The 23,006-nt window shown below is 70.1% G+C and carries 23 protein-coding genes, 1 tRNA gene and 2 pseudogenes; 20 read left to right on the top strand and 6 right to left on the bottom strand.

Features of this window, described 5'->3' with window-relative positions:
* Positions 1–90 precede the first annotated feature (90 nt).
* The 12 genes from ACR5MH_RS14035 to ACR5MH_RS13980 all read left to right on the top strand — a co-directional run bounded on the left by ACR5MH_RS14035 (position 91) and on the right by ACR5MH_RS13980 (position 10,663).
* Positions 91–1,098 (top strand): LacI family DNA-binding transcriptional regulator, encoded by a 1,008-nt coding sequence (locus ACR5MH_RS14035; protein ID WP_431347764.1) that lies wholly within the window; start codon positions 91–93, stop codon positions 1,096–1,098.
* Between the two features lie 91 nt (positions 1,099–1,189).
* Positions 1,190–2,440, top strand: coding sequence for a sugar ABC transporter substrate-binding protein (locus ACR5MH_RS14030; protein WP_433862654.1), 1,251 nt, complete (start codon positions 1,190–1,192; stop codon positions 2,438–2,440).
* Between the two features lie 43 nt (positions 2,441–2,483).
* Positions 2,484–3,455, top strand: coding sequence for a carbohydrate ABC transporter permease (locus ACR5MH_RS14025; protein WP_431347762.1), 972 nt, complete (start codon positions 2,484–2,486; stop codon positions 3,453–3,455).
* Positions 3,452–4,270 carry a carbohydrate ABC transporter permease gene (locus tag ACR5MH_RS14020; protein WP_431347761.1) on the top strand — a complete coding sequence of 273 codons (819 nt, stop codon included), beginning with the start codon at positions 3,452–3,454 and terminating at the stop codon, positions 4,268–4,270. Before ACR5MH_RS14025 ends, ACR5MH_RS14020 begins: the two co-directional genes overlap by 4 nt.
* A gap of 3 nt (positions 4,271–4,273) precedes the next feature.
* Positions 4,274–4,690, top strand: coding sequence for a hypothetical protein (locus ACR5MH_RS14015; RefSeq protein ID WP_431347760.1), 417 nt, complete (start codon positions 4,274–4,276; stop codon positions 4,688–4,690).
* Positions 4,651–6,003 (top strand): amylo-alpha-1,6-glucosidase, encoded by a 1,353-nt coding sequence (locus ACR5MH_RS14010; RefSeq protein WP_431347759.1) that lies wholly within the window; start codon positions 4,651–4,653, stop codon positions 6,001–6,003. Before ACR5MH_RS14015 ends, ACR5MH_RS14010 begins: the two co-directional genes overlap by 40 nt.
* Positions 6,000–7,934: a glycoside hydrolase family 127 protein gene (locus ACR5MH_RS14005; RefSeq protein WP_431347758.1), complete on the top strand. Its 1,935-nt coding sequence runs from the start codon at positions 6,000–6,002 to the stop codon at positions 7,932–7,934. Before ACR5MH_RS14010 ends, ACR5MH_RS14005 begins: the two co-directional genes overlap by 4 nt.
* A gap of 301 nt (positions 7,935–8,235) precedes the next feature.
* Positions 8,236–8,667, top strand: a complete 432-nt coding sequence (locus tag ACR5MH_RS14000) for a hypothetical protein (RefSeq protein WP_431347757.1) — start codon at positions 8,236–8,238, stop codon at positions 8,665–8,667.
* Positions 8,664–9,338 carry an SDR family NAD(P)-dependent oxidoreductase gene (locus ACR5MH_RS13995; protein ID WP_431347756.1) on the top strand — a complete coding sequence of 225 codons (675 nt, stop codon included), beginning with the start codon at positions 8,664–8,666 and terminating at the stop codon, positions 9,336–9,338. Before ACR5MH_RS14000 ends, ACR5MH_RS13995 begins: the two co-directional genes overlap by 4 nt.
* A gap of 55 nt (positions 9,339–9,393) precedes the next feature.
* On the top strand, positions 9,394–9,732 hold the full coding sequence (locus ACR5MH_RS13990; RefSeq protein ID WP_431347755.1) for an ArsR/SmtB family transcription factor: 339 nt from the start codon (positions 9,394–9,396) through the stop codon (positions 9,730–9,732).
* Positions 9,729–10,229 carry an SRPBCC family protein gene (locus ACR5MH_RS13985; RefSeq protein ID WP_431347754.1) on the top strand — a complete coding sequence of 167 codons (501 nt, stop codon included), beginning with the start codon at positions 9,729–9,731 and terminating at the stop codon, positions 10,227–10,229. The genes ACR5MH_RS13990 and ACR5MH_RS13985 overlap by 4 nt, the downstream gene beginning before the upstream one ends.
* A gap of 5 nt (positions 10,230–10,234) precedes the next feature.
* A complete protein-coding gene (locus tag ACR5MH_RS13980) occupies positions 10,235–10,663 on the top strand; it encodes a VOC family protein (protein ID WP_431347753.1) in 429 nt (142 codons plus the stop codon).
* Here ACR5MH_RS13980 and ACR5MH_RS13975 read toward each other — a convergent pair.
* The 4 genes from ACR5MH_RS13975 to ACR5MH_RS13960 form a co-directional block, all read right to left on the bottom strand.
* Positions 10,603–11,736 (bottom strand): alkaline phosphatase family protein, encoded by a 1,134-nt coding sequence (locus ACR5MH_RS13975; protein ID WP_431347752.1) that lies wholly within the window; start codon positions 11,734–11,736, stop codon positions 10,603–10,605. The two genes, ACR5MH_RS13980 and ACR5MH_RS13975, sit on opposite strands and share 61 nt — an antisense overlap.
* A complete protein-coding gene (locus ACR5MH_RS13970) occupies positions 11,733–13,046 on the bottom strand; it encodes an alkaline phosphatase family protein (protein WP_431347751.1) in 1,314 nt (437 codons plus the stop codon). The genes ACR5MH_RS13975 and ACR5MH_RS13970 overlap by 4 nt, the downstream gene beginning before the upstream one ends.
* Positions 13,047–13,137: 91 nt before the next feature.
* Positions 13,138–13,344, bottom strand: a complete 207-nt coding sequence (locus tag ACR5MH_RS13965) for a hypothetical protein (RefSeq protein ID WP_431347750.1) — start codon at positions 13,342–13,344, stop codon at positions 13,138–13,140.
* 79 nt (positions 13,345–13,423) lie between these two features.
* On the bottom strand, positions 13,424–14,662 hold the full coding sequence (locus tag ACR5MH_RS13960; RefSeq protein WP_431347749.1) for a DNA polymerase domain-containing protein: 1,239 nt from the start codon (positions 14,660–14,662) through the stop codon (positions 13,424–13,426).
* A gap of 223 nt (positions 14,663–14,885) precedes the next feature.
* On the opposite strand from ACR5MH_RS13960, the gene ACR5MH_RS13955 reads away from it, so the two are divergent.
* Genes ACR5MH_RS13955 through ACR5MH_RS13940 form a run of 4 tightly spaced genes read left to right on the top strand, consistent with a single transcriptional unit; the run spans position 14,886 to position 18,287 of the window.
* On the top strand, positions 14,886–15,536 hold the full coding sequence (locus tag ACR5MH_RS13955; protein WP_431347748.1) for a hypothetical protein: 651 nt from the start codon (positions 14,886–14,888) through the stop codon (positions 15,534–15,536).
* Positions 15,533–16,606: a peptidoglycan-binding domain-containing protein gene (locus tag ACR5MH_RS13950; RefSeq protein WP_431347747.1), complete on the top strand. Its 1,074-nt coding sequence runs from the start codon at positions 15,533–15,535 to the stop codon at positions 16,604–16,606. Before ACR5MH_RS13955 ends, ACR5MH_RS13950 begins: the two co-directional genes overlap by 4 nt.
* Positions 16,607–16,617: 11 nt before the next feature.
* Positions 16,618–17,217, top strand: coding sequence for an ATP-binding cassette domain-containing protein (locus ACR5MH_RS13945; RefSeq protein WP_431347746.1), 600 nt, complete (start codon positions 16,618–16,620; stop codon positions 17,215–17,217).
* Complete coding sequence (locus ACR5MH_RS13940) at positions 17,214–18,287, top strand: hypothetical protein (RefSeq protein ID WP_431347745.1); 1,074 nt, start codon at positions 17,214–17,216, stop codon at positions 18,285–18,287. The genes ACR5MH_RS13945 and ACR5MH_RS13940 overlap by 4 nt, the downstream gene beginning before the upstream one ends.
* Positions 18,288–18,293: 6 nt before the next feature.
* On the opposite strand, the gene ACR5MH_RS13935 is transcribed toward ACR5MH_RS13940, so the two are convergent.
* Positions 18,294–18,551, bottom strand: coding sequence for a VOC family protein (locus ACR5MH_RS13935; RefSeq protein WP_433862653.1), 258 nt, complete (start codon positions 18,549–18,551; stop codon positions 18,294–18,296).
* A 65-nt stretch (positions 18,552–18,616) separates the two neighbouring features.
* A pseudogene (locus ACR5MH_RS13930) lies at positions 18,617–18,724 on the bottom strand (VOC family protein); the annotation flags it as partial.
* A gap of 226 nt (positions 18,725–18,950) precedes the next feature.
* On the opposite strand from ACR5MH_RS13930, the pseudogene ACR5MH_RS13925 reads away from it, so the two are divergent.
* The 4 genes and pseudogenes from ACR5MH_RS13925 to ACR5MH_RS13910 form a co-directional block, all read left to right on the top strand.
* Positions 18,951–20,453: pseudogene (locus ACR5MH_RS13925) on the top strand (Re/Si-specific NAD(P)(+) transhydrogenase subunit alpha); the annotation flags it as partial.
* A gap of 86 nt (positions 20,454–20,539) precedes the next feature.
* Positions 20,540–21,916, top strand: coding sequence for a Re/Si-specific NAD(P)(+) transhydrogenase subunit beta (gene pntB / locus ACR5MH_RS13920; RefSeq protein WP_431347742.1), 1,377 nt, complete (start codon positions 20,540–20,542; stop codon positions 21,914–21,916).
* A complete protein-coding gene (locus ACR5MH_RS13915) occupies positions 21,917–22,576 on the top strand; it encodes a DUF2510 domain-containing protein (protein WP_433861866.1) in 660 nt (219 codons plus the stop codon).
* Between the two features lie 112 nt (positions 22,577–22,688).
* Positions 22,689–22,778: transfer RNA gene (locus tag ACR5MH_RS13910), tRNA-Ser, on the top strand.
* Positions 22,779–23,006 lie beyond the last annotated feature (228 nt).

Here is a 23,006-nt window from a genome sequence, read left to right as displayed (position 1 = left end):
TTCGACTTGAAATACGGTCGAACGCGCGCTACAGTCATCGAACCGGTTCGATGACTCGAACCCTCGAATCGACGGTGAGGAGGCAGCAGCGTGGCAGTCACCATCTCGGACGTCGCCCGCCACGCAGGCGTGTCCGCGAGCACCGTCTCGTACGCGATCTCCGGCAAGCGCACGATCTCGCCCTCCACCCGGGAGCGGATCGACGAGGCGATCGCCGTCCTCGGCTTCACCGCGAACGCCGGCGCCCGCGCCCTGGCCACCTCCCAGACGATGGTGATCGGCCTGCTCACCCAGTTCCACCAGGACGAGTTCGCGCCCGCCATGCTCCAGTACGTGCTCCCGGTCTCGGACACCGCGCGGGAGCTCGGCTACGATATCCTGCTCGTCACCGAGACGGACGCCACGGCAGCTCTGAAGCGGGTGACCCGGACCGGCATGGTCGACGGTGTGGTCCTGCTCGACGTCATCCACGAGGACCCGCGGCTGGAGACCATGCGCGCGGCGCCGCAGCCCGGCGCGTTGGTGGGGCTTCCGAAGCACACCGAAGGTCTCGACGTCTTCGACCTCGACTTCGGCGAGTCGGCCCGCATGCTCGTCGACCACCTCTACGGCCTCGGCCACAGGGAGATCGTGGTCGTCTCGCCGCCGAAGCACGTCTTCGAGCGCGGCGGAGCCTACGGCTGGCGGTTCCGGGACGCCGCCCTCGAGCGGGGCGCCCGGTACGGCCTCCAGATGCACCCGTACTTCGGCGAGAGCCAGCAGCCGGCGATCGGGCACAGCATCAACGCGATCCTCGACGCGCGCCCCACGGCGACCGCCCTGATCGTCCACAACGACGCCACCATCGCGGCGCTGCCCGCGGTGCTGGCGGCGCGCGGAACCCGCGTGCCGACGGACCTGTCCGTCGTCAGCCTCTACTCCAAGGACTTCGGCCGAGCGTTCTCGCTGCCCTACACGGCGGTGGAGAGCTCGCCCGATCAGCTGGGCCAGAACGCGGTCCGGCAACTGGTGCGGCGGATCACGAACCCGGAGCTCGCAGGAGCGCCGGTCACCCGGTTCATCGCACCCGAACTGACGAACCGCGGAAGCACCCGATAACCCGACTCGAAACGCAGCGAACCTCGAACCCCACCGCTTCCGGGTCCCACCACACCGAACAACTGCACATCATTCAAGGAGGAATACTGTGATCGCCACCAAGCGCTCGCGCATCATCGGAGCCGCGGTCCTCGCGGCCACCATCATCGGCGGTGTCTCCGCCTGCTCAGGAGGCTCGGGCTCCGGGTCCTCCAGCAGCGCGGGCGGCGCCTACACGTTCTGGGACCCGTACCCCCAGTTCGACGCCTCCGCCGCCTGGACCAAGCTGGTCGAGCAGTGCGGCACCCAGGCGGGCGTCACCGTCAAGCGCACCGGCTACGACACCAGCGCGCTGACGAACAAGGCGCTCCTGGCCGGCCAGCAGGGCAGCTCTCCCGACCTGCTCCTGGTGGACAACCCGGTCGTCTCGACCCTCGCCGACGCCGGCATCCTGACCAGCACGAGCGAGAACAAGCTCGACACCTCGAACATCCAGAAGAACATCATCGCGGCGGGTCAGATCGACGGGAAGACCTACGGCGTCCCGATCGGCGCGAACACGCTCGCGCTCTACTACAACAAGAAGGTCCTGGCGACGGCCGGAGTGGACATCTCCACGGTCAAGGACTGGGCCAGCCTGACCGACGCGCTCGCCAAGGTGACCGCCGCCGGCAAGAAGGGCATCACGTTCTCCGCCATCGGCACCGAGGAGGGCAGCTTCCAGTTCCTGCCGTGGTTCTGGGGATCCGGCGCGAACCTGAAGCAGCTCGACTCCGCGAAGGCGCAGCAGGCGCTCAGCCTCTGGACCGACTGGGTGAAGAAGGGCTACGCGCCGAACTCGGTGATCAACAACACGCAGACCACGTCGTGGCAGGAGTTCGCCACCGGTGACTACGCGTTCGGCGAGAACGGCACGTGGCAGCTCGGCAACGTCAAGGCGGCCGGGATCGACTACGGCATCCTCAACATCCCGGGCATCGACGGCGGCTCGGCCCCTGCGCCGACCGGCGGCGAGTTCATGACCATCCCGGTCCAGAAGGACACCGCCCGCTATGCCACCTCGAAGAAGATCGCCGAGTGCCTCACCAGCACCAAGAGCTTCGTGAACACCGACAACACGCTCTCCTACATCGCCCCGACCGCGGCGGCGCAGCAGGAGCAGGTGGCCGGCAACGCCGAGCTCAAGCCGTGGGTGGACGCCGTCGCCGCCGCGAAGGGCCGCACCAGCGACAACCTGGGCACCAAGTACCCGAAGATCTCGCAGCAGCTCTGGGGCGCCGTGCAGAACGCGCTCTCCGGCTCGCAGACCCCGCAGGCGGCACTGCAGGCCGCGCAGACGGCAGCCGCTGCCGCGACGAAGTAACCGCGCCACGAGACAGCGCGACCGAGCAACAGAGGTAAAACCGATGACAACCCTCCAGACGGCGCCGAACGGCTCCGTCCGACCCGACGGCGGGGTGGCGAAAGCCGCCACCCCGCCCCGGCGCCGCTCCCGGCGGCGCAGCGGCCAGTGGGCCGCCTGGGCGTTCCTCGCCCCGGTGGTCGTCTACCTGGTCGTGTTCTACGCCTTCCCGCTCTACCGGAACATCGAGCTGAGCGTCCGCGACTACACCGTCCGCTCGTTCGTGATGGGCGACGCCCCGTTCGTCGGACTGGACAACTACGTCAAGGTGTTCCAGAACCCGACCTTCGCGCCGGCGATCATCCACACTGCGCTGTTCACCGTCATCTCGATCGTCTTCCAGTTCTCGATCGGGATGGTGCTGGCGGTGTTCTTCCACCAGAACTTCCGCCTCTCCGGCACATTGCGCGCGCTGTTCCTGGTTCCGTGGCTGCTCCCGCTGATCGTGTCCGCCTCCTCCTGGTCGTGGATGCTGAACAGCGACTCGGGCGTGGTCAACGCCGCCCTGCACGCGTTCGGGATCGCCCCGGTCAACTGGCTCACATCGCCCGACTGGGCGCTGACCAGCGTGATCATCGCCAACATCTGGATCGGCATCCCGTTCAACCTGGTGATCCTGTACTCGGGTCTGCAGAACATCCCCACCGAGCTGTACGAGGCCGCGTCGCTCGACGGCGCCAACGCGTGGCAGAAGTTCTGGCGGGTCACCTTCCCGCTGCTGAAGCCGGTGTCGGCGATCACGATCCTGCTCGGACTGATCTACACGCTCAAGGTGTTCGACATCATCTGGATCATGACCCGCGGCGGCCCCGGCACCGCGTCGACCACGCTCTCGACCTGGTCGTATCAGCTCGGCTTCGCCTCCACGCTGCCCGACTTCAGCCCGGCGGCCGCGGTCGGCAACATCCTCATCGTGATCGCCTTGATCTTCGGGCTCATCTACATCCGCACGCAGCGAAAGCAGGACCTCGCATGAACGGCAAGCGACCCTGGTGGAAGACCGTGCTCGGGATCGTCCTGACCGCCCTGATGCTCTTCCCGGTCTATTGGATGATCAACGTCTCGCTCACGCCGACGAGCCTGATGCGCAAGAGCCCGCCCGATCTGTTCCCGTTCCACGCCACCTTCGAGGGCTACCAGGCCGTCATCAACGACCAGCTCCCGAACCTCGGCACCAGTCTCCTCGTCGGTCTCGGCACGGTCGTGCTCACCGTCGCCATCTCGGCGCCGGCCGCCTACTCGCTGGCGAAGCTGCGCCCACGGGGGAGGGGCGTGCTCAACTTCCTTCTGCTGATCGCGCAGATGATCCCCGGGATCATCATGGCGATGGGCTTCTACGCGATCTACCTGAACCTCGGGCTGCTCAACAGCATCGGCGGGCTCATCATCGCGGATTCGACCCTCGCCGTCCCGTTCGGCGTGCTCATCTTCTCCGCGTTCATGGCCGGGATCCCGGATGAGCTGTTGAGCGCGGCGAAGATCGACGGCGCCGGAACGTGGCGGACCTTCCGCAGCATCGTGCTGCCGGTCAGCCGCAACTCGATCGTGACGGTCTCGCTGTTCGCGTTCCTGTGGGCGTGGTCGGACTTCATCTTCGCCTCGACGCTGAACTCCGGGGGCCCGTTGCAGACGGTCACGCTCGGCATCTACAAGTACATCGGCAACAACAACCAGGAGTGGAACGCGATCATGGCCACCGCCGTCGTCGCCTCGATCCCTGCCGCCGTGCTGCTCGTGATCGCCCAGAAGTACGTCGCAGCCGGGGTCACGGCCGGCGCGGTCAAGGACTGACACATGGCCGGCGACACAGACCTCGCGCTCGACATCGACGAGGTGCCGTTCTCCACGCGCGGCTCGTGGCTGGACCTCTCCCGCATCGTCGGCCTGCATCGCCGGGTGGACGACATCCACCTGGTGACGCACCGGACCGGGATTCACCCGGTCCTGCGGCTGATCCCACAGCTCGGCGGGGCGGCAGCGGACGCCCGCGTCGAGCTGAGCCCGCATGCGCTGACGTGGGTGCACGACGGCGGGACGGTGACCGCCGTGTTCGACGGCCCCGACGCGCTCCGCCTCCGCGGCGACGGGCTCGGGATGCGGTTCGCCGCGCCCGCCGAGCTCACCCCTTCACCGGCGGCTACCTCCTCCGTGACCCCCTCGACGGCGCGTTCGTGCTCACGAGCTACGAGTCGGGCCATCGCTACCGGCTGACGGTGCTGAGGGGAGACGCGGAGGTCGTCGGCGCCGGGCTCACGGGCAGCGGCGAGCGGCACGTCTCGCTGGGCGCCGACGCGCGGTGGGAGGTCGCGCTCGAGGAGCTCGGCACCGCGGCGGCCCCGTACGCCGCCCCGGCGACCTTCGACGAGCTCGTGGCGCGGCAGCGGAGTGCTTTCGATGGCTACGCCGATCGCCTCCGCGGTCCGGCAGACGAGTCCCCGACGACACGGAAGGCCGCCTATGTCATGTGGTCCGCCACCGTCGACCCCGCGGGCTTCGTCGGCCGGGAGGCCGTCCTGATGTCGAAGCACTGGATGGACAAGGTGTGGAGCTGGGACCACTGCTTCAACGCCCTCGCGCTCGCGCCGAGCGACCCCGGCGCCGCACTCGACCAGTTCCTCCTGCCGTTCGACCACCAGGACGCGTCGGGCGCCCTCCCGGACTCGGTGACGCACTCGGAGGTTCTCTTCAACTTCGTCAAGCCGCCCATCCACGGCTGGGCGTTCCGCGAGCTGGAGGCCCGAACCGCGCGACCCTTCACGTCCGTGGAGCTGGCCACGGTGTACGAGCGACTGGCCGCCTGGACGAGGTTCTGGCTCGATTCCCGTCGTGCGCCCGGCCATGCCCTCCCGTATTACCAGCACGGCAACGACAGCGGCTGGGACAACTCGACCACGTTCGACGCCGACCGCGTCATCGAGGCTCCGGATCTCGCGGCGTTCCTGATCGTGCAGCTCGACGTGCTCGCGGAGCTGGGCGACCGGCTCGGGGAGGCGTCCGGGCACTGGCGGGAAGCCCGCGAGGGCCTGGCGCGCGCACTCTTCGACGAGCTGTGGACGGGCGACGTGTTCGTCGCCCGCTCGGTCGAGTCGGGCCGGCCGAGCAGCGCGACCAGCCTCCTGAACGCCCTCCCGATCGTGCTCGGCGAGCAGCTTCCGACGGACATCGCCGAACGGCTGGCCAGCACGGTCGCCGATCACGTGACCGAGTGGGGTCCCGCCACCGAGCCCGTCACGTCGCCGCGGTACGAACCCGACGGCTACTGGCGAGGCCCGATCTGGGCGCCCTCCACGGTTCTCATCGAGTACGGGCTGCGCCGCGCCGGCTGCGACGCGCTCGCCGACCGCATCAGCGCGGGCTTCCGCCGCGTCTGCGAGCGGTCCGGCTTCGCCGAGAACTTCGACGCCGTGACCGGGGAGGGCCTCCGCGACCGCGCGTACACCTGGACCGCCAGCGCCTACCTCCTCCTGAACGCGGCTGCGCACGACCGCGACACCGCCCGCCTCCTCACCATCGGAGAAAAATGACCGACACGCTTCCGAAGGCCACCGCGCCCGTCACGACCACGTCCGGGGGACCGGTCGCGCCCTCCCGTTCGCGGCTGCGTCCGCTGAGCCTGGCGGAGGCGCGCGTCGTGGGCGGATTCTGGGGCGAGCGCCAGGAGCTGAACGCGTCGGCGATCATCGGCCACTGCGAGACCTGGATGGAGCGGATCGGCTGGATCGGCAACTTCGACCGGGCGGCGGCGGGGACGGTCGCGGCCGAGCACGCCGGGATCGAGTTCGTGGACTCGGAGGTCTACAAGCTGCTCGAGGCGATGGCCTGGGAGGTCGGCCGCGCCGGCGATCCCGCGCTGGAGGAGCGCTACCGGTCGCTCGTCGCCCGGGTGGCCGCCGCGCAGGAGCCGGACGGCTACCTGCACACCTCCTTCGGTCGCGACGGTCAGCGTCCGCGGTACTCCGACCTGGAATGGGGCCACGAGCTGTACTGCTTCGGCCACCTTCTGCAGGCGGCGGTGGCGCGCTTCAGGACCGGCCACGACGACCGCCTCGTGGATGTCGCCCGCCGCCTCGCCGACCACGTCTACCGCGAATTCGGCCCCGAGGGCAGGGAGGCGGTCTGCGGCCACCCGGAGATCGAGCCGGCGCTGGTGGAGCTCGGCCGAGCGCTGGACGAGCCTCGCTACGTGGAGCTCGCGGGGCTTTTCCTCGAGCGCCGCGGCAGGCGCACGCTCGCGACGACGCTCTTCCAGAGCAGCGAGTACTTCCTGGACGATCAGCCGCTGCGCGACGCGGAGGTGCTGCGCGGCCACGCCGTGCGCGCGGTCTATCTCGCGTCGGGCGCGGTCGACCTGGCGGCCGAGCGCCGTGACGTCGAGCTGCTGGCCGCGATCGAGACGCAGTGGGCGAACACGGTCGCCAAGCGCACCTACCTCACCGGCGGCATCGGCTCCCACCACCAGAACGAGGAGTTCGGCCACGACTTCGAGCTGCCCGACGACCGCGCATACGCCGAGACGTGCGCGGCGATCGGGTCCGTGATGCTCAGCTGGCGGCTGCTGCTGCAGACCGGAGACGTGAAGTACGCCGACCTGATCGAGCGCACGCTGCTCAACGCCGTGCTGGTCTCCCCGCGCGAGGACGGCCGCGCCTTCTACTACTCGAACACCCTCCACCAGCGCGTGCTCGGGGTGGAGACGCGGGATGACGAGCTCAGCGAGCGGGCGGAGGCCAGCCTCCGCGCCCCGTGGTTCGAGGTCTCGTGCTGCCCGACGAACGTCGCCCGGACCCTGGCGAGCGTCTCCGCCTACTTCGTGACCGCGGACACGGACGGGGTGCAGGTGCACCAGTACGCGGACCTCGACGTGGACACGACGATCGACTCGGGCGCCCGGGTCGCGTTCGAGCTCCGAACCGGGTACCCGTTCGACGGCGGCGCGACCGTGACGGTGCTGAGCGACGGGGAGTTCACCCTCCGGCTGCGCGTGCCCGCCTGGGCGGCCGGTGCGGAGGCGGTGTCGGCCGACGGGACGCCGATCGCGGTGACCGACGGCTACTTCACGCTCACGAGGAGCTTCCGCAGCGGCGACATCGTTCGTGTCTCCTTCGACATCGCGCCGCGCGTCGTGACGGCCCATCCCCGCATCGACGCCGCGCGCGGGTCGGTCGCCGTCGAGCGCGGCCCTCTGGTGCTGGCGCTGGAGTCCGTCGATCTCCCGGCCGGGGTCGACTTCGACAGCGTCCGGTTCGACCCCGCGCTCGCGCCCGAGGTCACCCCGGACGGGGCCAGCGTGCGGCTGCGGATCGCCCCCGATATAGAGGCCCGGAGCGCGTGGCCGTACGGCGACTTCCGGGCCGGTACCCCCACCGAGGTGGTCGAGGCGCGCCTCCACCCGTACTTCGCGTGGGCGAACCGCGGGCCGAGCCTGATGCGGGTGTGGATCCCGACCGCCGAGTGAGACCGCCCGGCCGCCGGCCGACGTCATCGGTGCCGGCGGCCGGGCTTCGAACAGGCGGCGGTCGCCGGGCAGCGCAGTCGAACGCGGACGCCTCGACCGTCTCAGTGGGTTGCACTCCGAGGCGACAGCGCCCCTTCTTGTGCGGATTATCAGACGCGGCGTGCGTGAGCGCGGTGGACTCTGTGAGTGTGGTCCGGGTCCCGAGGGCCTGGTGAAGGGCGCGCGTAGCTTCGATGTGGGCGTCCGAGTCGCCCGCCCCACCTCACCGAACCCGACCCCTCGAGACGCAGGAGCACGATCGATGACCGCAGAAACCAGTTCGAAGAGCAGCCGGATCGTCTTCGCGATCCTCTCCGGGATGACCGCCCTCGGCGTGGTCCTGCAGGGGCTCTGGGCGGGGCTCTTCCTGTCCTCGGACAATCGCCCGGAGACCTGGGTGCACGTTCACGACGTCGGTGCGTGGGCGACCCTCGTCCTGGCCGCGGCGACGGCCGTCTGGGCGCTCGTGCGGCTGCGCCGCCGCGTCGCACTGCTCGTCGGCAGCATCGTCCTGGTGCTCCTCGTCGCCGGTGAAGCGCACCTCGGCGGCATGATCACGGACCGCGGGGCCGACGCTCTCACCGCCGTCCACGTGCCTCTCGCGATGGCGCTGCTCGGAGTCGCCGTCTGGCTTCCGGTCCACGCTCTGCGCAGTCGAGGGAGCCGGGGCCTCCCGGGTAACGTGGGCGCATGACAACTCTGGCGATCATCGGCGCAGGCCGTCAGCTCGGCGAGTCGCTCGCCCGCCGCTTCGGACGCGAAGGTTTCAGCATCGCGCTCCTCTCCCGCAACCAAGAGCGACTCGACTCCCTCGCGGCCGATCTCGCCGCCGACGGGATCACAGCGAAGGGGTACGCCGCCAACGTGCGCGATCCCGAAGCGCTCGTGAAGGCGCTCGACCTCGCCGCGCAGGAGCTCGGCCCGATCGAGGTGCTCAGCTACAACCCGCTTCCGGCGAAGGACTTCCTGCGGCCGCTGCTGGAGTCGACCGTGTACGACATCCAGGCCGCGTTGGAGTTCTCGGTGCTCGGGCCGGTCGCCGCGGTGCACCAGGTCCTTCAGGGCATGCGGGTGCTCGGCAGGGGGACGATCCTCTTCGTCAACGGCGGCAGCGCGGTTCAGCCGGTGCAGCACTTCGCGGGCACGTCGATCGCTTTCGCGGGTGAGACGGCGTATGCCGAGATGCTCGACCAGGCGCTGCGGGAGACGGACATCCACGTCGCGCAGCTGATCATCCCGGGCGGGATCATCCGGGGCGACAGCCAGAAGGACCCGGAGGTCCTGGCCGAGCTCCTCTGGAAGATGCACGTCGATCGTGATCGATTCCGCACCTTCGCCACCGAGCTCGAGGTCCAGCCGTACTGAGCACTCCCTATATTTCGGTGTTGCCTTAATTAAGACTCGACTGTAATATCGAGTGGTGAGCACGATCCCCACCACCGCCTTCGCCGCGCTGGCCGACCCCACCCGGGCGGCCATCGTCGACCTGCTCGCCCGACGCGGCGAGTTGGCGGCGGGGGAGATCGGCGCGGAGTTCCCGAGCAGCGCGTCCGCCATCTCCCAGCACCTGAAGGTGCTGCGCGAAGCGGGCCTGGTGACCGTGGAGAAGCGGGCGCAGCAGCGCGTCTACCGGCTGGACGCCTCGGCGCTCGCCGCCGTGGAGACCTGGCTGTCCGTCCGCGCCCGTCAGTGGAACTCGCGGATGGACAAGCTGGCCGCGCACATCGAGAAGACACGAAAGCAGGGAGAACTCTCATGAACGACACGACGGACATCGTGGTGCGGCGCATCCTGAACGCGCCGGTCGCCACCGTGTGGAAGCTGTGGACCGACCCCGAGCTGGTCACCGAGTGGTGGGGGCCCGAGGACTACACCTCGCCGTCCGCGCAGGTCGACCTGCGTGAAGGCGGCTCGTACGTGTTCAGCATGCGCGCGCCGGAGTACCAGGGCGGAGCCGAGAGCTTCACCGGTGGCGTCTACACGGCGATCGTGCCAGGGGAGCGGCTCGAATTCACGCAGAGCATCACCGATGAGGACGGCGTGCCGCTGCCCGACGACCAACTGCCGGAGGGCTTCACGCAGAACATCCGAACGGTCGTGGAGTTCGCCGATGTCGGCGGGCTCACCGAGCTCACGATCACCGAGAGCGGCTGGTCGCGCAGCCTGATGTCGGTGTTCGCGTACGCGGGCATGCACCAGTCGCTCGACAAGCTGACGACGGACGTCCTCCGCCGGCTGACCGCCGCGGCCGGCTGATGGAGATGCGGCTGGAGCTCGTCCCGCTCCCGGTCTCCGACGTCGACCGCAGCAAGGCGTTCTACGCCGACACCATCGGCTTCGTCCTCGACCACGACGTGGCGCCCGGCAACGGGATGCGGATCGTCCAGCTCACCCCGCCCGGGTCGGCGTGCTCGATCGCGTTCGGCACCGGGATGGGGACCGGCGAACCCGGCGGGAGCACCGTGAACGGCCTCCATCTGGTCGTCGACGACATCGCCGCGGTGCGCGCGGAGCTGATCTCCCGGGGCGCCGACGTGAGCGAGGTCCGCGAGCTGGGCGGTGTGAAGTTCGCCTCCTTCAGCGACCCGGACGGCAACACCTGGGAGCTGCAGGACCTCACCGCCCTCGCTCAGTTGCGGAAGTTGTACACGTCCAGCCCGAAGCGGTTGAGCCCCGGGGTCGCGGCGTAGCCCAGGTAGGGCAGCCCGAACGTGTCCTCGATGCTCGCGAGCAGGCTGTAGTGGTTGTACGGGGTCGTCGACCAGGTGCCGCCCTTCACGAACGGCGACAGCACGAGCGCGCCGACCCGGCCGCCGCCGAGGCCCGCGATGCCGGGGAGCGCCGAGTTCGGCCCCGGCCCCTCGTTGCAGCAGCTCGAGGCGTCCGACTGCGGGCCGTCCGACTCGTCGAAGGTGATCACGAGGACGCCGTCCTGCCTGAAGGCGGGTGACGAGGTGATCTTCGGCACCCATTGTTTGAGCCACGCGTCCGCGCTGACGAGGCCGCCGGGCCGTCCGTCGACGCACGGGGAGTCGTGGCCGTCGTCGCACAGGTTCGGCGTGATCAGGGAGAGGTTCGGCGTCGTCGCGACGGTCGCGAGGTCGGTCGGCAGGTTCGACAGGTCGACGTCGTTGGTGGCGCAGTCCGCCGACCCCGTGATGCTCTGGAAGTACATGAACGGGTTGTGCCGGGCGGCGTACTCGTCGCCGACCTTCGCCTTCTGCGTGTCGTCCAGTGCACCGAGGGCGGGGTGTCGGCACGGGGTGCCCATGTCCTCCATGTACCCCTTCCACGTGCGACCGGAGGCGGTGAGCTGGTCGGCCACCGTCTTCACGGTCGACGGGAACACGCAGCCGTCGCCGACCGCCTGCCCCGGGGCGGCGGTCCCGCTCCCGACGAACGGCGAGTAGGTCTGGCAGTCGGCCTGCATCTGCGGGTTCGGGCCCTGGCCGGAGATCTCGGCCACGTAGTTCGGCTGCGAGTTGTGCGCTGTCCCGTAGTAGGAGTCGAGCAGCACGCCTTGGCTGCGCAGCGTCGTCGACAGGTACGGCGCCGCGGAGCCGGGACCCCAGGTCTCGTCGTAGCCCTTGTTCTCGAGGTTGATCACGAAGACGTGCTTCGCGCCAGGGAGGTAGGCGCCCGTCGTCGCGGCGCTCACGGTCGCCGTGGCGGACGGCAGGAACGCGACGGCGACGCCGGCGACCGCTGCGGCCGCGACGGCGAGGCCCGCGATGAGGCGTGTGCGTGTTCTCCTGAAGGTCACGGGAGCGTCCACCCTTCTGCGACGGCTTTCTGTTTGAGCGGCGCCCACTCCTCGGCGGCGGGCGGCCCGACCGGGGTGCACGCCGGGCCGGCGACGAACGGCGGCACGGTGTACACGGGCGCGGTCGGGTTCGGCGCGGACGCGAAGTCGAGGACCTCGGCGATGTTGCGGGCCCCCGCGTCGCGCGGGGTGAGAGCGGGGAGGCCGAACCTCCATTCGATCGCCTTCAGCACGGAGGTGTGGTCGTAGGTGCCGTGCGCCACGTAGCCGCGCCGGGCTCGGGGCGAGACGACCAGGGACGGCACGCGGAAGCCGCGCTGCCCGGTGCCGGCCGCGGGCGTCGCGTCGGGCGCCGTGCCCGGCACCACATGGTCGAAGAAGCCGCCCCACTCGTCGTAGTTGACGACGAGCAGGGTCTTGGCCCAGTTCGGCGACGTCGTGACCGCGTGGTAGATCTCGTCGAGGAACAGCTCGCCGCTGCGGAGGTCGGCGTGCGGGTGATCGTCGCCGGAGGTCCCCGACGCCTCATCCTCGAAGCGGGGATCGACGAACGACACCGCCGGCAGCGAGCCGCTCGCGCAGTCCGCGAGGAAGGCGGAGTAGGGGTGCGAGATGCCGAGGTACTTCGAACCCCAGAGCGCGAGAAACGGGACGTCGCTGAAGTAGTACTTGCCGCTGACGCCGGCCGCCGCGAGCGAGTCCCAGATGGTCGGCATCGTCGCCGTCGCCGTCGAGTTGTGCAGGCGGTCGGTCTGCGCGGCGTGCATGTAGAAGCGGTTCGGGTACGTCTCGGCGAGGGTGGCGGCGAAGTACTGGTCGCACACCGTCCACTGCGGGCCCGCCTGTCCCCAGAAGCCGAGGTCCGCCTGGGCGTAGTAGCCGATCGAGAAGTCGTCGTTCTCGCCGGCCTTCAGCCAGCCGTCGCACTTCCCGCCGTTGAACTCGATGCGGCCGCCCTCGAATGAGTGGTCGGGGTCGGGATGCCCGCAGCCCTGGAAGTCGGCCAGGTGGTGGGGAGTGTGCGGGAAGCCGTACCGGTCGGTGTAGCGGAGCCCGCTCGGCAGCCCGGTCGCGCCCGGCATCCAGCCGACGAGGTGGTCGAACGACCGGTTCTCCATCATGACGACCACGATGTGGTCGATGCCGGAGGCCGCCGGAGCGGGCAGCGTCGGAACGGAGGCGGCGGCAGCGCCGGGGGTCGCGGCGTGCGCGGCGAAGGCGGTGCCCGCTGCGAAGGCTCCGGCCGTCAGGCCGCCCGCCAGGGTCAAGAAGTGTCTGCGATCGACGTCCACGACAGGATACGGAACCACGGGAACGCACGGAACTCACCCCCGTTCAGGGGATCCTGAGGACCTTCGAATCGGAAGTTGGCCGGGCCGTCACCCGGCCGTCACCTGCGGTTCACCCGGTGCGCCGGGGACGCCTCCGCGCGATTCCGACGACGATCAGCACCACTCCGATCACGAGGAGGACCACGCCGACGATCCCCCAGAACGACGACCCGCTCATGACGGACCCGCCGAGCACGTCGGTGCCCTGCAGCGTCCACACGAGACCGATCGCGGCGAGGATGATGCCGGGTACGAGAAACGGCCAACTGCGCTTCATGGGCTCACCCTACGACGTGGATGGCGGACGCTGAGTGACGGATCGGTGGTACAGCGGCGAGTGTCGGCCGCCGCGTGCGTCAGGGCCTCCCCGGCCACTCCCGACCGGCCCACGGGTCGTAGTCGGCCACCAGGGCGCCCTGCTCCGGCCGGTCGGCCTCCGGGACGTGCTGGAGGTTGATCCGCACCCGGTACCACTGCGAGCTCGACCCGCGCATCCCGTCGAGCAGCTCGTCGGCCGGGTGCAGCACCTCCGCGACCTGCGGGTGCGCTGCCTTCCACTGGTCCAGCGCCGCCAGCGCCTCCGGCTTGGTCTTCGTGCGCGCCACCTCGATGAGCGGCATCTGCGAGACGCGCCGCCCCGCGCCGTCGCCGGCCCGCGGCGGCTTCTCGGCCGGCCCGAGCCGCCTGGCGAGCGCGAGCAGGGCGTCCAGCGAGCCTGCGGCGCCGTCGATCCCGGCGTGCGGGTCGCCGACCTCCGCGAACCGGCCCGGCACGGTCAGCGCGGTGAACTCCTCCGGCCGGCGCTCGCGCACCTCGTCCCAGTCGAGGGGCGTCGAGACCCGCGCGTCCGGCAGCGGCCGGATCGAGTAGGCGGAGGCGACGGTGCGGTCCTTGGCGTTCTGGTTGAAGTCCACGAACACGCTTTCGCCGCGCTCCTCCTTCCACCAGCGCGCCGTCGCGAGCCCGGGCGCGCGGTTCTCGACCTCCCGGGCGAGCGTCTCCGCCGCCAGCCGCACATCGGCGAACCCCCACTGCGGCGCGATGCGGACGAGGATGTGGAGGCCGCGCGAGCCGGACGTCTTCGGCCAGCCGACGAGCCCGTGATCCTCCAGCACCTCCCGCGCGACGAAGGCCACATCCACGATCTGCGACCAGTCGACGCCGGGCATCGGGTCGAGGTCGACACGCAGCTCGTCCGGGTGGTCGAGATCCTCCGCCCGGACGGCGTGCGGGTTCAGGTCGAGGCAGCCGAGGTTGGACACCCATGCGAGCCCGGCGGCGTTGCGGAGCACGGCCTCCTCCGCGGACGTGCCGCTCGCGTACAGCAGGGTCGCGGTGTCGATGAAGAAGGGATGCCCCTCCGGCACGCGCTTCTGGAAGAAGGGCTCCTGCGAGAGCCCCTTGACGAAGCGCTTCAGCACCATCGGCCGGCCGCCGGCGCCGCGCAGCGCGCCGTCCGCGACCGAGAGGTAGTAGCGCGCGAGGTCGAGCTTGGTGAGGCCGGGCTCCGGGAACACCACCTTGTCCGGGTTCGAGATGCGCACCTCGATCCCGTCGGCCTCCAGGAACGTCTCGGACTTCGACGACGGGGTCATGCCGCCACGGTAGCCGCGAGGGGCGGGTGGGGCCAGGGGTCTTCACACGCGGACGCCCGTGCGCTAGCCTGGCGCTTGACATTGAAATAAGGAATGTCTAACGATGCGACCGGGCCCTCGATAAGCCGGGGGGCCAGTGGTCATACGCCTCCGTCGCGTGGACCATCACCGGCAACACCTGGTACTACTACAACTACTAAGCCGACAACGGTTGGGGCGGCGCGTGTTCGCCGCCCCACCCTTGTCGCTGAGAGCAGTGATGAAGAGACTCAGCAATCGGGTCGGCATCGCGATCGCGTGCGTCCTGGCCTTCTCGGGTTGTTCCTCGGACGAAAGGGCGGACGAAGCCGGGGCGATCAGCCCGACGGCCTCGGCGAACGGGTGGACGGACGAGTTCGACGACGCCCGCAGGCACGCGACCACAGATTTCGAACGGATGGCGTTGGAGGATGACCGGATCTCCGACGCGGAGTTCGCCGAGATGGAGAACGCATTCGCAACGTGCATGGGCGATCGCAACGTCACCTTCGAGGGATTCAAGCCGCTTGGCGGCTACGGGTTCCGCCCCGGAAACGGCACGACGACCGCAGAGGCCAACGGGATAGCCGACGACTGTTCAGCGGCCTCCGGCCTGGACACCGTCGGCCTCCTCTACTTCCAAATGAGACGCAACCCGCAGAACCTCGACGAGGATGCGATCGCGGCGGCCTGCCTTGTCAAGAAGAAGGTCGTCCCGCCGACGTACTCGGCAGCAGACGTGAGGCGTGACACCCTCGGGCAGACGTATCCGTTCAGTGACAAGGCGCGTGGCGAGGAGGCACTCAAGGAGTGCAGCTCCGATCCGCTCGGGCTCCTCGAAAAGCAGACACGATGAGGGCCTTGTTCCCGCGAGTCGCCGTGATCGCGGTTCTCGTCGTCGCCCTGCTCGCCTCGGGGGCGGCCGCCGTCTGGCTCTGGATGACGAGCGACCCACCGGCTTCTCTCGCGGCCCCGCGCCTCGCGACGTCGGCGCCCGTCTCGTACCAGGACTTCTCGGACAGGCGCGCGGTCACCCTGCGGGTCGAGTCCCAGCCGGAATCACGTCTGGAGTCAGCGACCGGTGGGCGCATCACCTCCTTCGCCTGCGCGCCGGGTGCCACCGTCGAGTCCGGGACGGCGCTGGTCGGCATCGACGGACGCCCCCTGGTCGCACTTGCGACGGCGGTGCCGCTCTGGCGGGAGCTCGCACTCGGCGATCGGGGAGACGACGTCACCGCCCTGCAGAAGGAACTGGTGCGGCTCGGATACGTGGTGACCGCGGACGGGACGGTGGGTCGGCGCACGCTGGCGGCGACCATCACGTTGTTCGAGCGCGCGGGGGACGCAGCGCCCGACCCCGAGCGCGTCGAGGCCGCCCGCATCGTCTGGATTCCCGCCGCCTCCGTCGCCTTCGGTGAGTGCCGGGCATCGGTGGGAGAGTCGCATGCGGCAGGCGATGTGCTCGCGACGACCTCGGGTGCGATCACCCGCGTGTCGGTCATCGAGCCGATCGCCGACCTCGCCGACAGTGAACGGAGGTTGACCGTCGACTCGGTCGCGGTCGCCGTCGATGAGACGGGGAGCGTCGATGACGCGTCGGCGCTCGCCGCGCTGGCTGCGACGCCTTCCTTCCTGCGCGACGACTCGGCGAAAGCGACCGGGCGGGGTGGCGACGCAGCGGAGGCGGAAAACCCCGGCGCGATCCGCGGCACCCTCGAGCTCGCCACCCCAGTGCGTGTCGGCGTAGTGCCTCCGTCTGCCGTATACGCGATCAAAGGCTCAGCCGGGTGCGTCGCTGCGGGCGACACGGCTCTGCGCGTCACGATCGTCGGATCCCAGCTTGGCCAGACCTTCGTCCTGTTCGACGCTGAGCAGCGGCCGGACACGGTGCTGATCTCCGACGCGAGACGCCCGACGTGCACGTAGCGCTCGACCAAGTGGGCCACCGTTTCGGGCGGTCGGGGGATTGGCTGTTCCGGAGTCTGACGTTCGAGTTCCGTCCAGGAGAGGTCTACGCCCTGACCGGTCCGTCCGGCTCGGGTAAGAGCACCCTGCTCTCCCTGCTCGCGGGGCGCGGCCGGCCCGTTGAGGGGGCGATCCGACTCACCGACATCGGCAGGGTGAGCTGGGTGTTTCAGAACCCGCTCGGGTCGCCGCGACGCACCGCCATCGACCACGTCGCGCTGCCGATCCTCGCCCGCGGGGAGTCCGCGCCGGCCGCCGAGAAGCAGGCGCACGCCTATCTGGCCCGCTTCGGTCTGGAGTCCATCGCACGTCGGCGCTTCGGCGACCTCTCCGGTGGGGAGTCGCAACGCCTCATGCTCGCCCGCGGGCTGGCGTCGCGGCCGAGTCTCCTCCTGATCGACGAGCCCACCGCCCAGCTCGACCGGCGCACCGCGGAGCGCGTGGATGCGGCGATCGCGGCGGTCGCCGACCCGCACACCATCGTGGTCGTCGCCACGCACGACGCACGCACGCGCGACGCATGCACGGGACTGCTCGACCTGGGCGCTCTCGGAGGGAGCGGGTCAGGGTGAAGCTCTCCGCTCTCTTCCGCGAGGCCGGCCGCAATATCGCGACGGGGACCACCCGGTTCGCCCTGTTCAGCGTGCTGTCGGCAGCCGTCTTCGCATCGCTGGTGCTCCTGGACGCGATGACGACCGCCGGCCTGGTCGCCTCCGCGGAGCGATTCCGTTCGTCGGGCGCCGCCACGGAAGTCCTCGTCGCGGACGGCCACGTGGACGGCGCGGCGTGCGAAGCACTCACGGACGTCCCGGGGGTCATGGCCTCCGGGGCCCTTCGCTCGACCTCGCGGAAGATCGCGATCGCGACCCTTCCCGACGCTCCCGCTCCGGCGCACGAGGTCTCGCCCGGGTTCGCCGCCCTCGTCTCAGATCGAAGAGGGTCGCCGGGCGGTGTGCTCGTCCCGGACGAACTCGCGGACATGATCGGCGCCCGTCCCGGAGACGAGGTCGCGACCGACGCGGGCCCTATGCGTGTGGCCGAGGTCTACGGCTGGCCGTCCGACGGTCGGCGCGCGGGCTTCGGCTACGCGGTCCTGTCGGTCACCAATGCGCCCGGATCGTTCGATGAATGCTGGGCTACGGCCTGGCCGCAGCTTCCGAACCTCCGCGCCCTCTTGCTCGCGACCAGGTCACCGGCCGATGACGCCTCCGAGGACAAACCCCAGGTCATGCAGCTCAATCCAACGTACGGCGCATCATTCGAAGGAAACGCGTCCTTCGCGGACCGTCTGACCAGGGCCGCCGCCCCGGCGGCTGCCCTGATCGCCGCCGGAATCGGATTCGCCGGCGTCAGAATGCGGCGCCTTCAGCACACCTCCGCGCTCCACGCGGGCCTGGCGAAAGGCGACCTCGTGGCCCTCGGCCTCCTCGAGGCGGGCGCCTGGTCGGGGGCAGCGGGAGCCATCGGAGTCGGCGTCGCCGCGGTGGGCGCCTCGATGGTCGAGCGCGGCGATGAGCTCGCGGTCTTCCCGTCGCTGGTCGTGGTTCCTCTTGCCGGCGTGGCCGGGGCTCTCGTCGGGGTGATCGTCGCGACGGCGGCGATGAGCGAGAAGCACCTGTTCCGCTACTTCAAGGACCGCTGACGCACCTCACTGCAGACAGAACTCGTTCCCCTCCGGATCGCGCATCATAATCGCGAACTCCGGGTACGGCCCCCACGATCCGTCGAGGACCTTCTCCACTGTCGCGCCCAGCCCGACGAGCCGCTCGGCCTCGGCCTCCACCTCTTCGCGCGTGGCGTGGCGGTCGGCGGAGGGGTGATGTCGATGTGCATCCGGTTGCGCTGAAGCTTGTCGTGGCGGTAGCGGGTGAAGTAGAAGCGCTGGTGGGCCGGGTCCTCGTCCCACGCCACCGCGCGGGCGGCGAGGTCGTCGTCGGTCAGGCCCGCGGCGCGGAGCTCGGACTCCTCCTCCGGCGTCAGCCACTCGGGCTCGGGGTAGCCCATGACGGCGGCCCAGAAGCGGGCGAGCGCCGCCGGGTCGGCGGCGTGGAAGGTGACGTTGGCGATCCGTGCGGTCATCCTCCGGAGTTTATGCGGATGAGCGGGCCGCTGGGAGACCTCATCGGTTCAGGACCACGACGCGTACGCGGACAGGAGGACACGTCAGGATCTCCTTCCCGACGCCGTTCGGAAGGAGATCGAGCACGTGTCGCCGCCGAGACTCTTTTCGGAGGGTGCGGCCTGCTAGTGTCCAGGGAAAAGCCGAGGGAGGCCAGGTGTCGTACGTCGGCATCGTTGCTGAACGGCCGGGGAGGCCCGGGTCGCGTCCAGCCCGAGTTCCGTGAAGAAGCTCGTCTCCCTGGGGTACGACGTCCGCGTCGAGGCCGGTGCCGGAGCCCGGGCCGCGTTCACCGACGAGGCCTTCGCCGCCGCGGGCGCGACCGTGACCTCCCGGGCCGACGCGTGGGCCGCGGACATCGTGATCAAGGTCGCCCCGCCGACCGAGGACGAGATCGCCCTCCTCTCCGACGGCGCCACCCTCATCGCGACCCTCAGCCCGGGCCTGCGCCCCGATCTCCTCGCCGCCCTCTCGCAGCGCGGGATCACCGCCCTCGCCCTCGACGCCGTCCCGCGCATCTCCCGGGCGCAGTCGATGGACGTGCTCAGCTCGATGGCGAACATCTCCGGCTACCGCGCCGTGGTGGAGGCCGCCCACGAGTTCGGGCGCTTCTTCACCGGCCAGGTCACCGCCGCCGGCAAGGTCCCGCCCGCGAAGGTGCTCGTCGCAGGCGCGGGCGTCGCCGGCCTCGCCGCGATCGGCGCCGCGTCGAGCATGGGCGCGATCGTCCGCGCCACCGACCCGCGGCCGGAGGTCGCCGATCAGGTGCGGTCGATCGGCGGCGAGTACCTGGCCGTGGAGGTCGCCGGCGCCGATGAGATGCAGTCGACCGACGGCTACGCGAAGGCGACCAGCGAGGCCTACGACCGGCGCGCCGCCGAGATCTACTCGGAGCAGGCACGGGACGTCGACATCGTCATCACGACCGCGCTCATCCCGGGCCGCCCCGCGCCAAAGCTGCTCACGGAGGCGGACGTCGCGAGCATGCGGCCCGGCTCGGTCATCGTGGACATGGCCGCCGCGCAGGGCGGCAACGTCGCCGGGTCGGTGGCGGGGCAGCGGGTGGTCACACCGGGCGGGGTGATCATCCTCGGCTACACCGACCTCCCGTCCCGGCTGCCGACCCAGTCGTCGCAGCTGTACGGCAACAACCTGGTCAGCCTCCTCACCCTCCTGACGCCCGGCAAGGACGGGAGGCTCGTCCTCGACTTCGACGACGTCGTGCAGCGGTCGGTGACCGTCGTGCGCGACGGCGAGACGACCTGGCCGCCGCCGCCCGTGACCGTCTCGGCCGCGCCGCCTCCCGTCGCCGCCCCGGTCGCCGTGGCCGCGGCGAAGGAGCCATGGCTGACGCCGGTGCGCAAGGCGGTGCTGACGGCTGTCGGCCTCGCCGTCCTGTTGGCCCTGACGTCGCTCGCTCCCGCACCGCTGCCGCAGCACTTCACCGTGCTCGTGCTGGCGACGGTCATCGGGTTCTACGTGATCGGCAACGTTCACCACGCGCTGCACACGCCGCTGATGAGCGTGACGAACGCCATTTCGGGCATCATCGTGGTCGGCGCGATCGTGCAGCTGACCTCGCACGATCCGACGGTGCAGGCGCTCGCCGCGATCGCAGTGCTGGTGGCCTCCATCAACGTGTTCGGCGGGTTCGCGGTGACGCGGCGGATGCTGGCGATGTTCACGCGGAGCGACGCGGCCGGGCGCGGCCCATCCGGCCCGAAGAGCGGGCATGGCCCGAAGCGCGGATCCGACCCGAAGCGCGGAGCGAACCGGTGAGCCTCAGCATCGCGGGCGCCGCCTACCTAGTCGCGGCCGTCCTCTTCATCATGAGCCTCGCCGGCCTGTCTCGGCACGAGACCGCCCGCGGCGGCGTCGTCTACGGCATGGTCGGGATGGGGATCGCGCTCGCCGCGACCATCGGCTTCCTGGTGCTGCCGACCTCCTCGATCGTCCTGCTGATCGCCGCGATGGCCGTCGGCGCCGCCATCGGTCTGTGGCGCGCGCGGGTCGTGCAGATGACCGGGATGCCGCAGCTCATCGCCCTCCTGCACAGCTTCGTCGGTCTCGCCGCCGTGCTCGTCGGCTGGACCGGCCACCTCTCGCATCCCGAGCTCACCGGCTCGCTGCGCGGCGTGCACAACGCGGAGGTCGTGATCGGCATCTTCATCGGCGCCGTCACCTTCACCGGGTCGATCGTCGCCTACCTGAAGCTCTCCGCGCGCATCTCGTCGCGCCCGCTCGTGCTGCCCGGCAAGAACGCGCTCAACGTCGGCGCGCTCGTCGTGTTCGTGGGGCTGACGGTCTGGTACGTCATCACGCCCGAACTGTGGCTCCTGGCCGTCGTCACGCTGATCGCGCTCGCCCTCGGCGTCCACCTCGTCGCGTCGATCGGCGGCGGCGACATGCCCGTCGTGGTCTCGATGCTGAACAGCTACTCCGGCTGGGCCGCCGCCGCCTCGGGCTTCCTCCTCGACAACGACCTGCTGATCGTGACCGGCGCGCTCGTCGGCTCCTCGGGTGCGTATCTCTCGTACATCATGTGCAAGGCGATGAACCGCTCCTTCCTCTCGGTCATCGCGGGAGGGTTCGGAATCGAGGCGCCGTCCGCGGCCGCCGAGGAACAGGGCGAGTATCAGGAGGTCACCGCCGAGCAGACCGCCGAGCTGCTGCAGAACGCGACCTCCGTCGTGATCACGCCCGGCTACGGGATGGCTGTCGCCCAGGCGCAGTATCCGGTCGCCGAGCTCGTCCAGAAGCTCCGCGATCGCGGCGTGGAGGTGCGGTTCGGCATCCACCCGGTCGCCGGGCGCCTCCCCGGCCACATGAACGTGCTGCTCGCTGAGGCGCGCGTCCCGTACGACATCGTGCTGGAGATGGACGAGATCAACGACGAGCTGTCCGACACGGATGTGGTGCTCGTGATCGGCGCGAACGACACGGTGAATCCCGCCGCCGCCGAGGACCCGGGCAGCCCGATCGCCGGCATGCCGGTGCTGCGGGTGTGGGAGGCCCGTCAGGTCATCGTCTTCAAGCGCTCGATGGCCGCGGGCTACGCGGGCGTGCCGAACCCGTTGTTCTACCGCGAGAACGCGAGGATGCTGTTCGGGGACGCCCGGCAGGCCGTGGACGAGATCGTGGGGTACTTCTGAATGGCGCACGGTGAGATGGGCGACGTGAGCCGGCAGCTCGGACCCGGGTGGTACCCGGACCCGTTCGGCGAGGCGCCGTTGCGCTGGTGGGACGGCACGAAGTGGGTGGCGGCCGTGAGCGGACACGCTCCAGGGCTGCCCACCGCACCTCCCGTGCGCTACGCCACGGACCGCCGTCCCCTGCCCCCCGAGACGCCGGTGTACACGACGTGGATCTGGCTGGTGGTGCTGCTGCCGCTGCTGAGCACCGTCCTCTCGCTGGCCACGATCGGCGGCGTCAGCCGGTCGCTCGCCGCGTTCGCGCATCCGAGCCCCGCGAACCTCGTGCTGCTGACCTCGCCCGGCTATCTCGTCAGCAGCATCCTCGGCTGGGTGATCTTCGCCCTGTCGATCGTCTTCAGCCGGCTCGACCACCGGACCCTGGAACGCCGCGGCGTCGAGCGGCCGTTCCACTGGGCCTGGTCCTTCCTGGCGTGGCCGGTCTACACGATCGGCCGCGCGGTGATCGTGCGCCGCGTCGCGGGAGGCCGGGGAGCGGGCGTCCTCTGGGCGTCGATCGCGGTGCTGGTCGTCACGATCGCCGCCGGGGTCGCCGTGTCGCTCATCCTGATGTCGGCGATGCTGCAGCTGGTCCACCAGCTCCCGAGCACCGGCGCCTGAGTTCCGGCCCCTGAGTTACAGCGCCGGAGTTACAGCGCCTGAGAGCGGGGTGTCCGGGCGCCCCCGCAACGTCCGTTATGATGGCTGACGTGCGTCCGCCCGCGGGCGCTCAGGAGACGTCGCATAGTCAGGCCTAGTGCACCACCCTGCTAAGGTGGAGTGCCCGTTAAGGGCACCGTGGGTTCAAATCCCACCGTCTCCGCAGCAAAAGGGCTGATAAGCGATGGTTTCTAAAGCCTCGTGGCGACACTAGTCGAGGCCTTTCAAGCCGTCAGGAACCGCGCCCCAGGACAGCGCTGGGACAGCAGGGGTGTCTAGAAGGGCGAGAGCTGCGCGGTTGGCATCGATGCCGAGGACATGAGCGTAGGTGGACAGCAGCACCGTCGGGTTCTTGTGCCCTGACCACTCGGCGGCGGTCTTGACGTCTACG

The sequence above is a fragment of the Streptomyces sp. L7 genome, from assembly GCF_050990935.1.
Lineage (GTDB): Bacteria > Actinomycetota > Actinomycetes > Actinomycetales > Microbacteriaceae > Leifsonia.
This window is presented reverse-complemented; position numbering and strand designations above follow the sequence as displayed.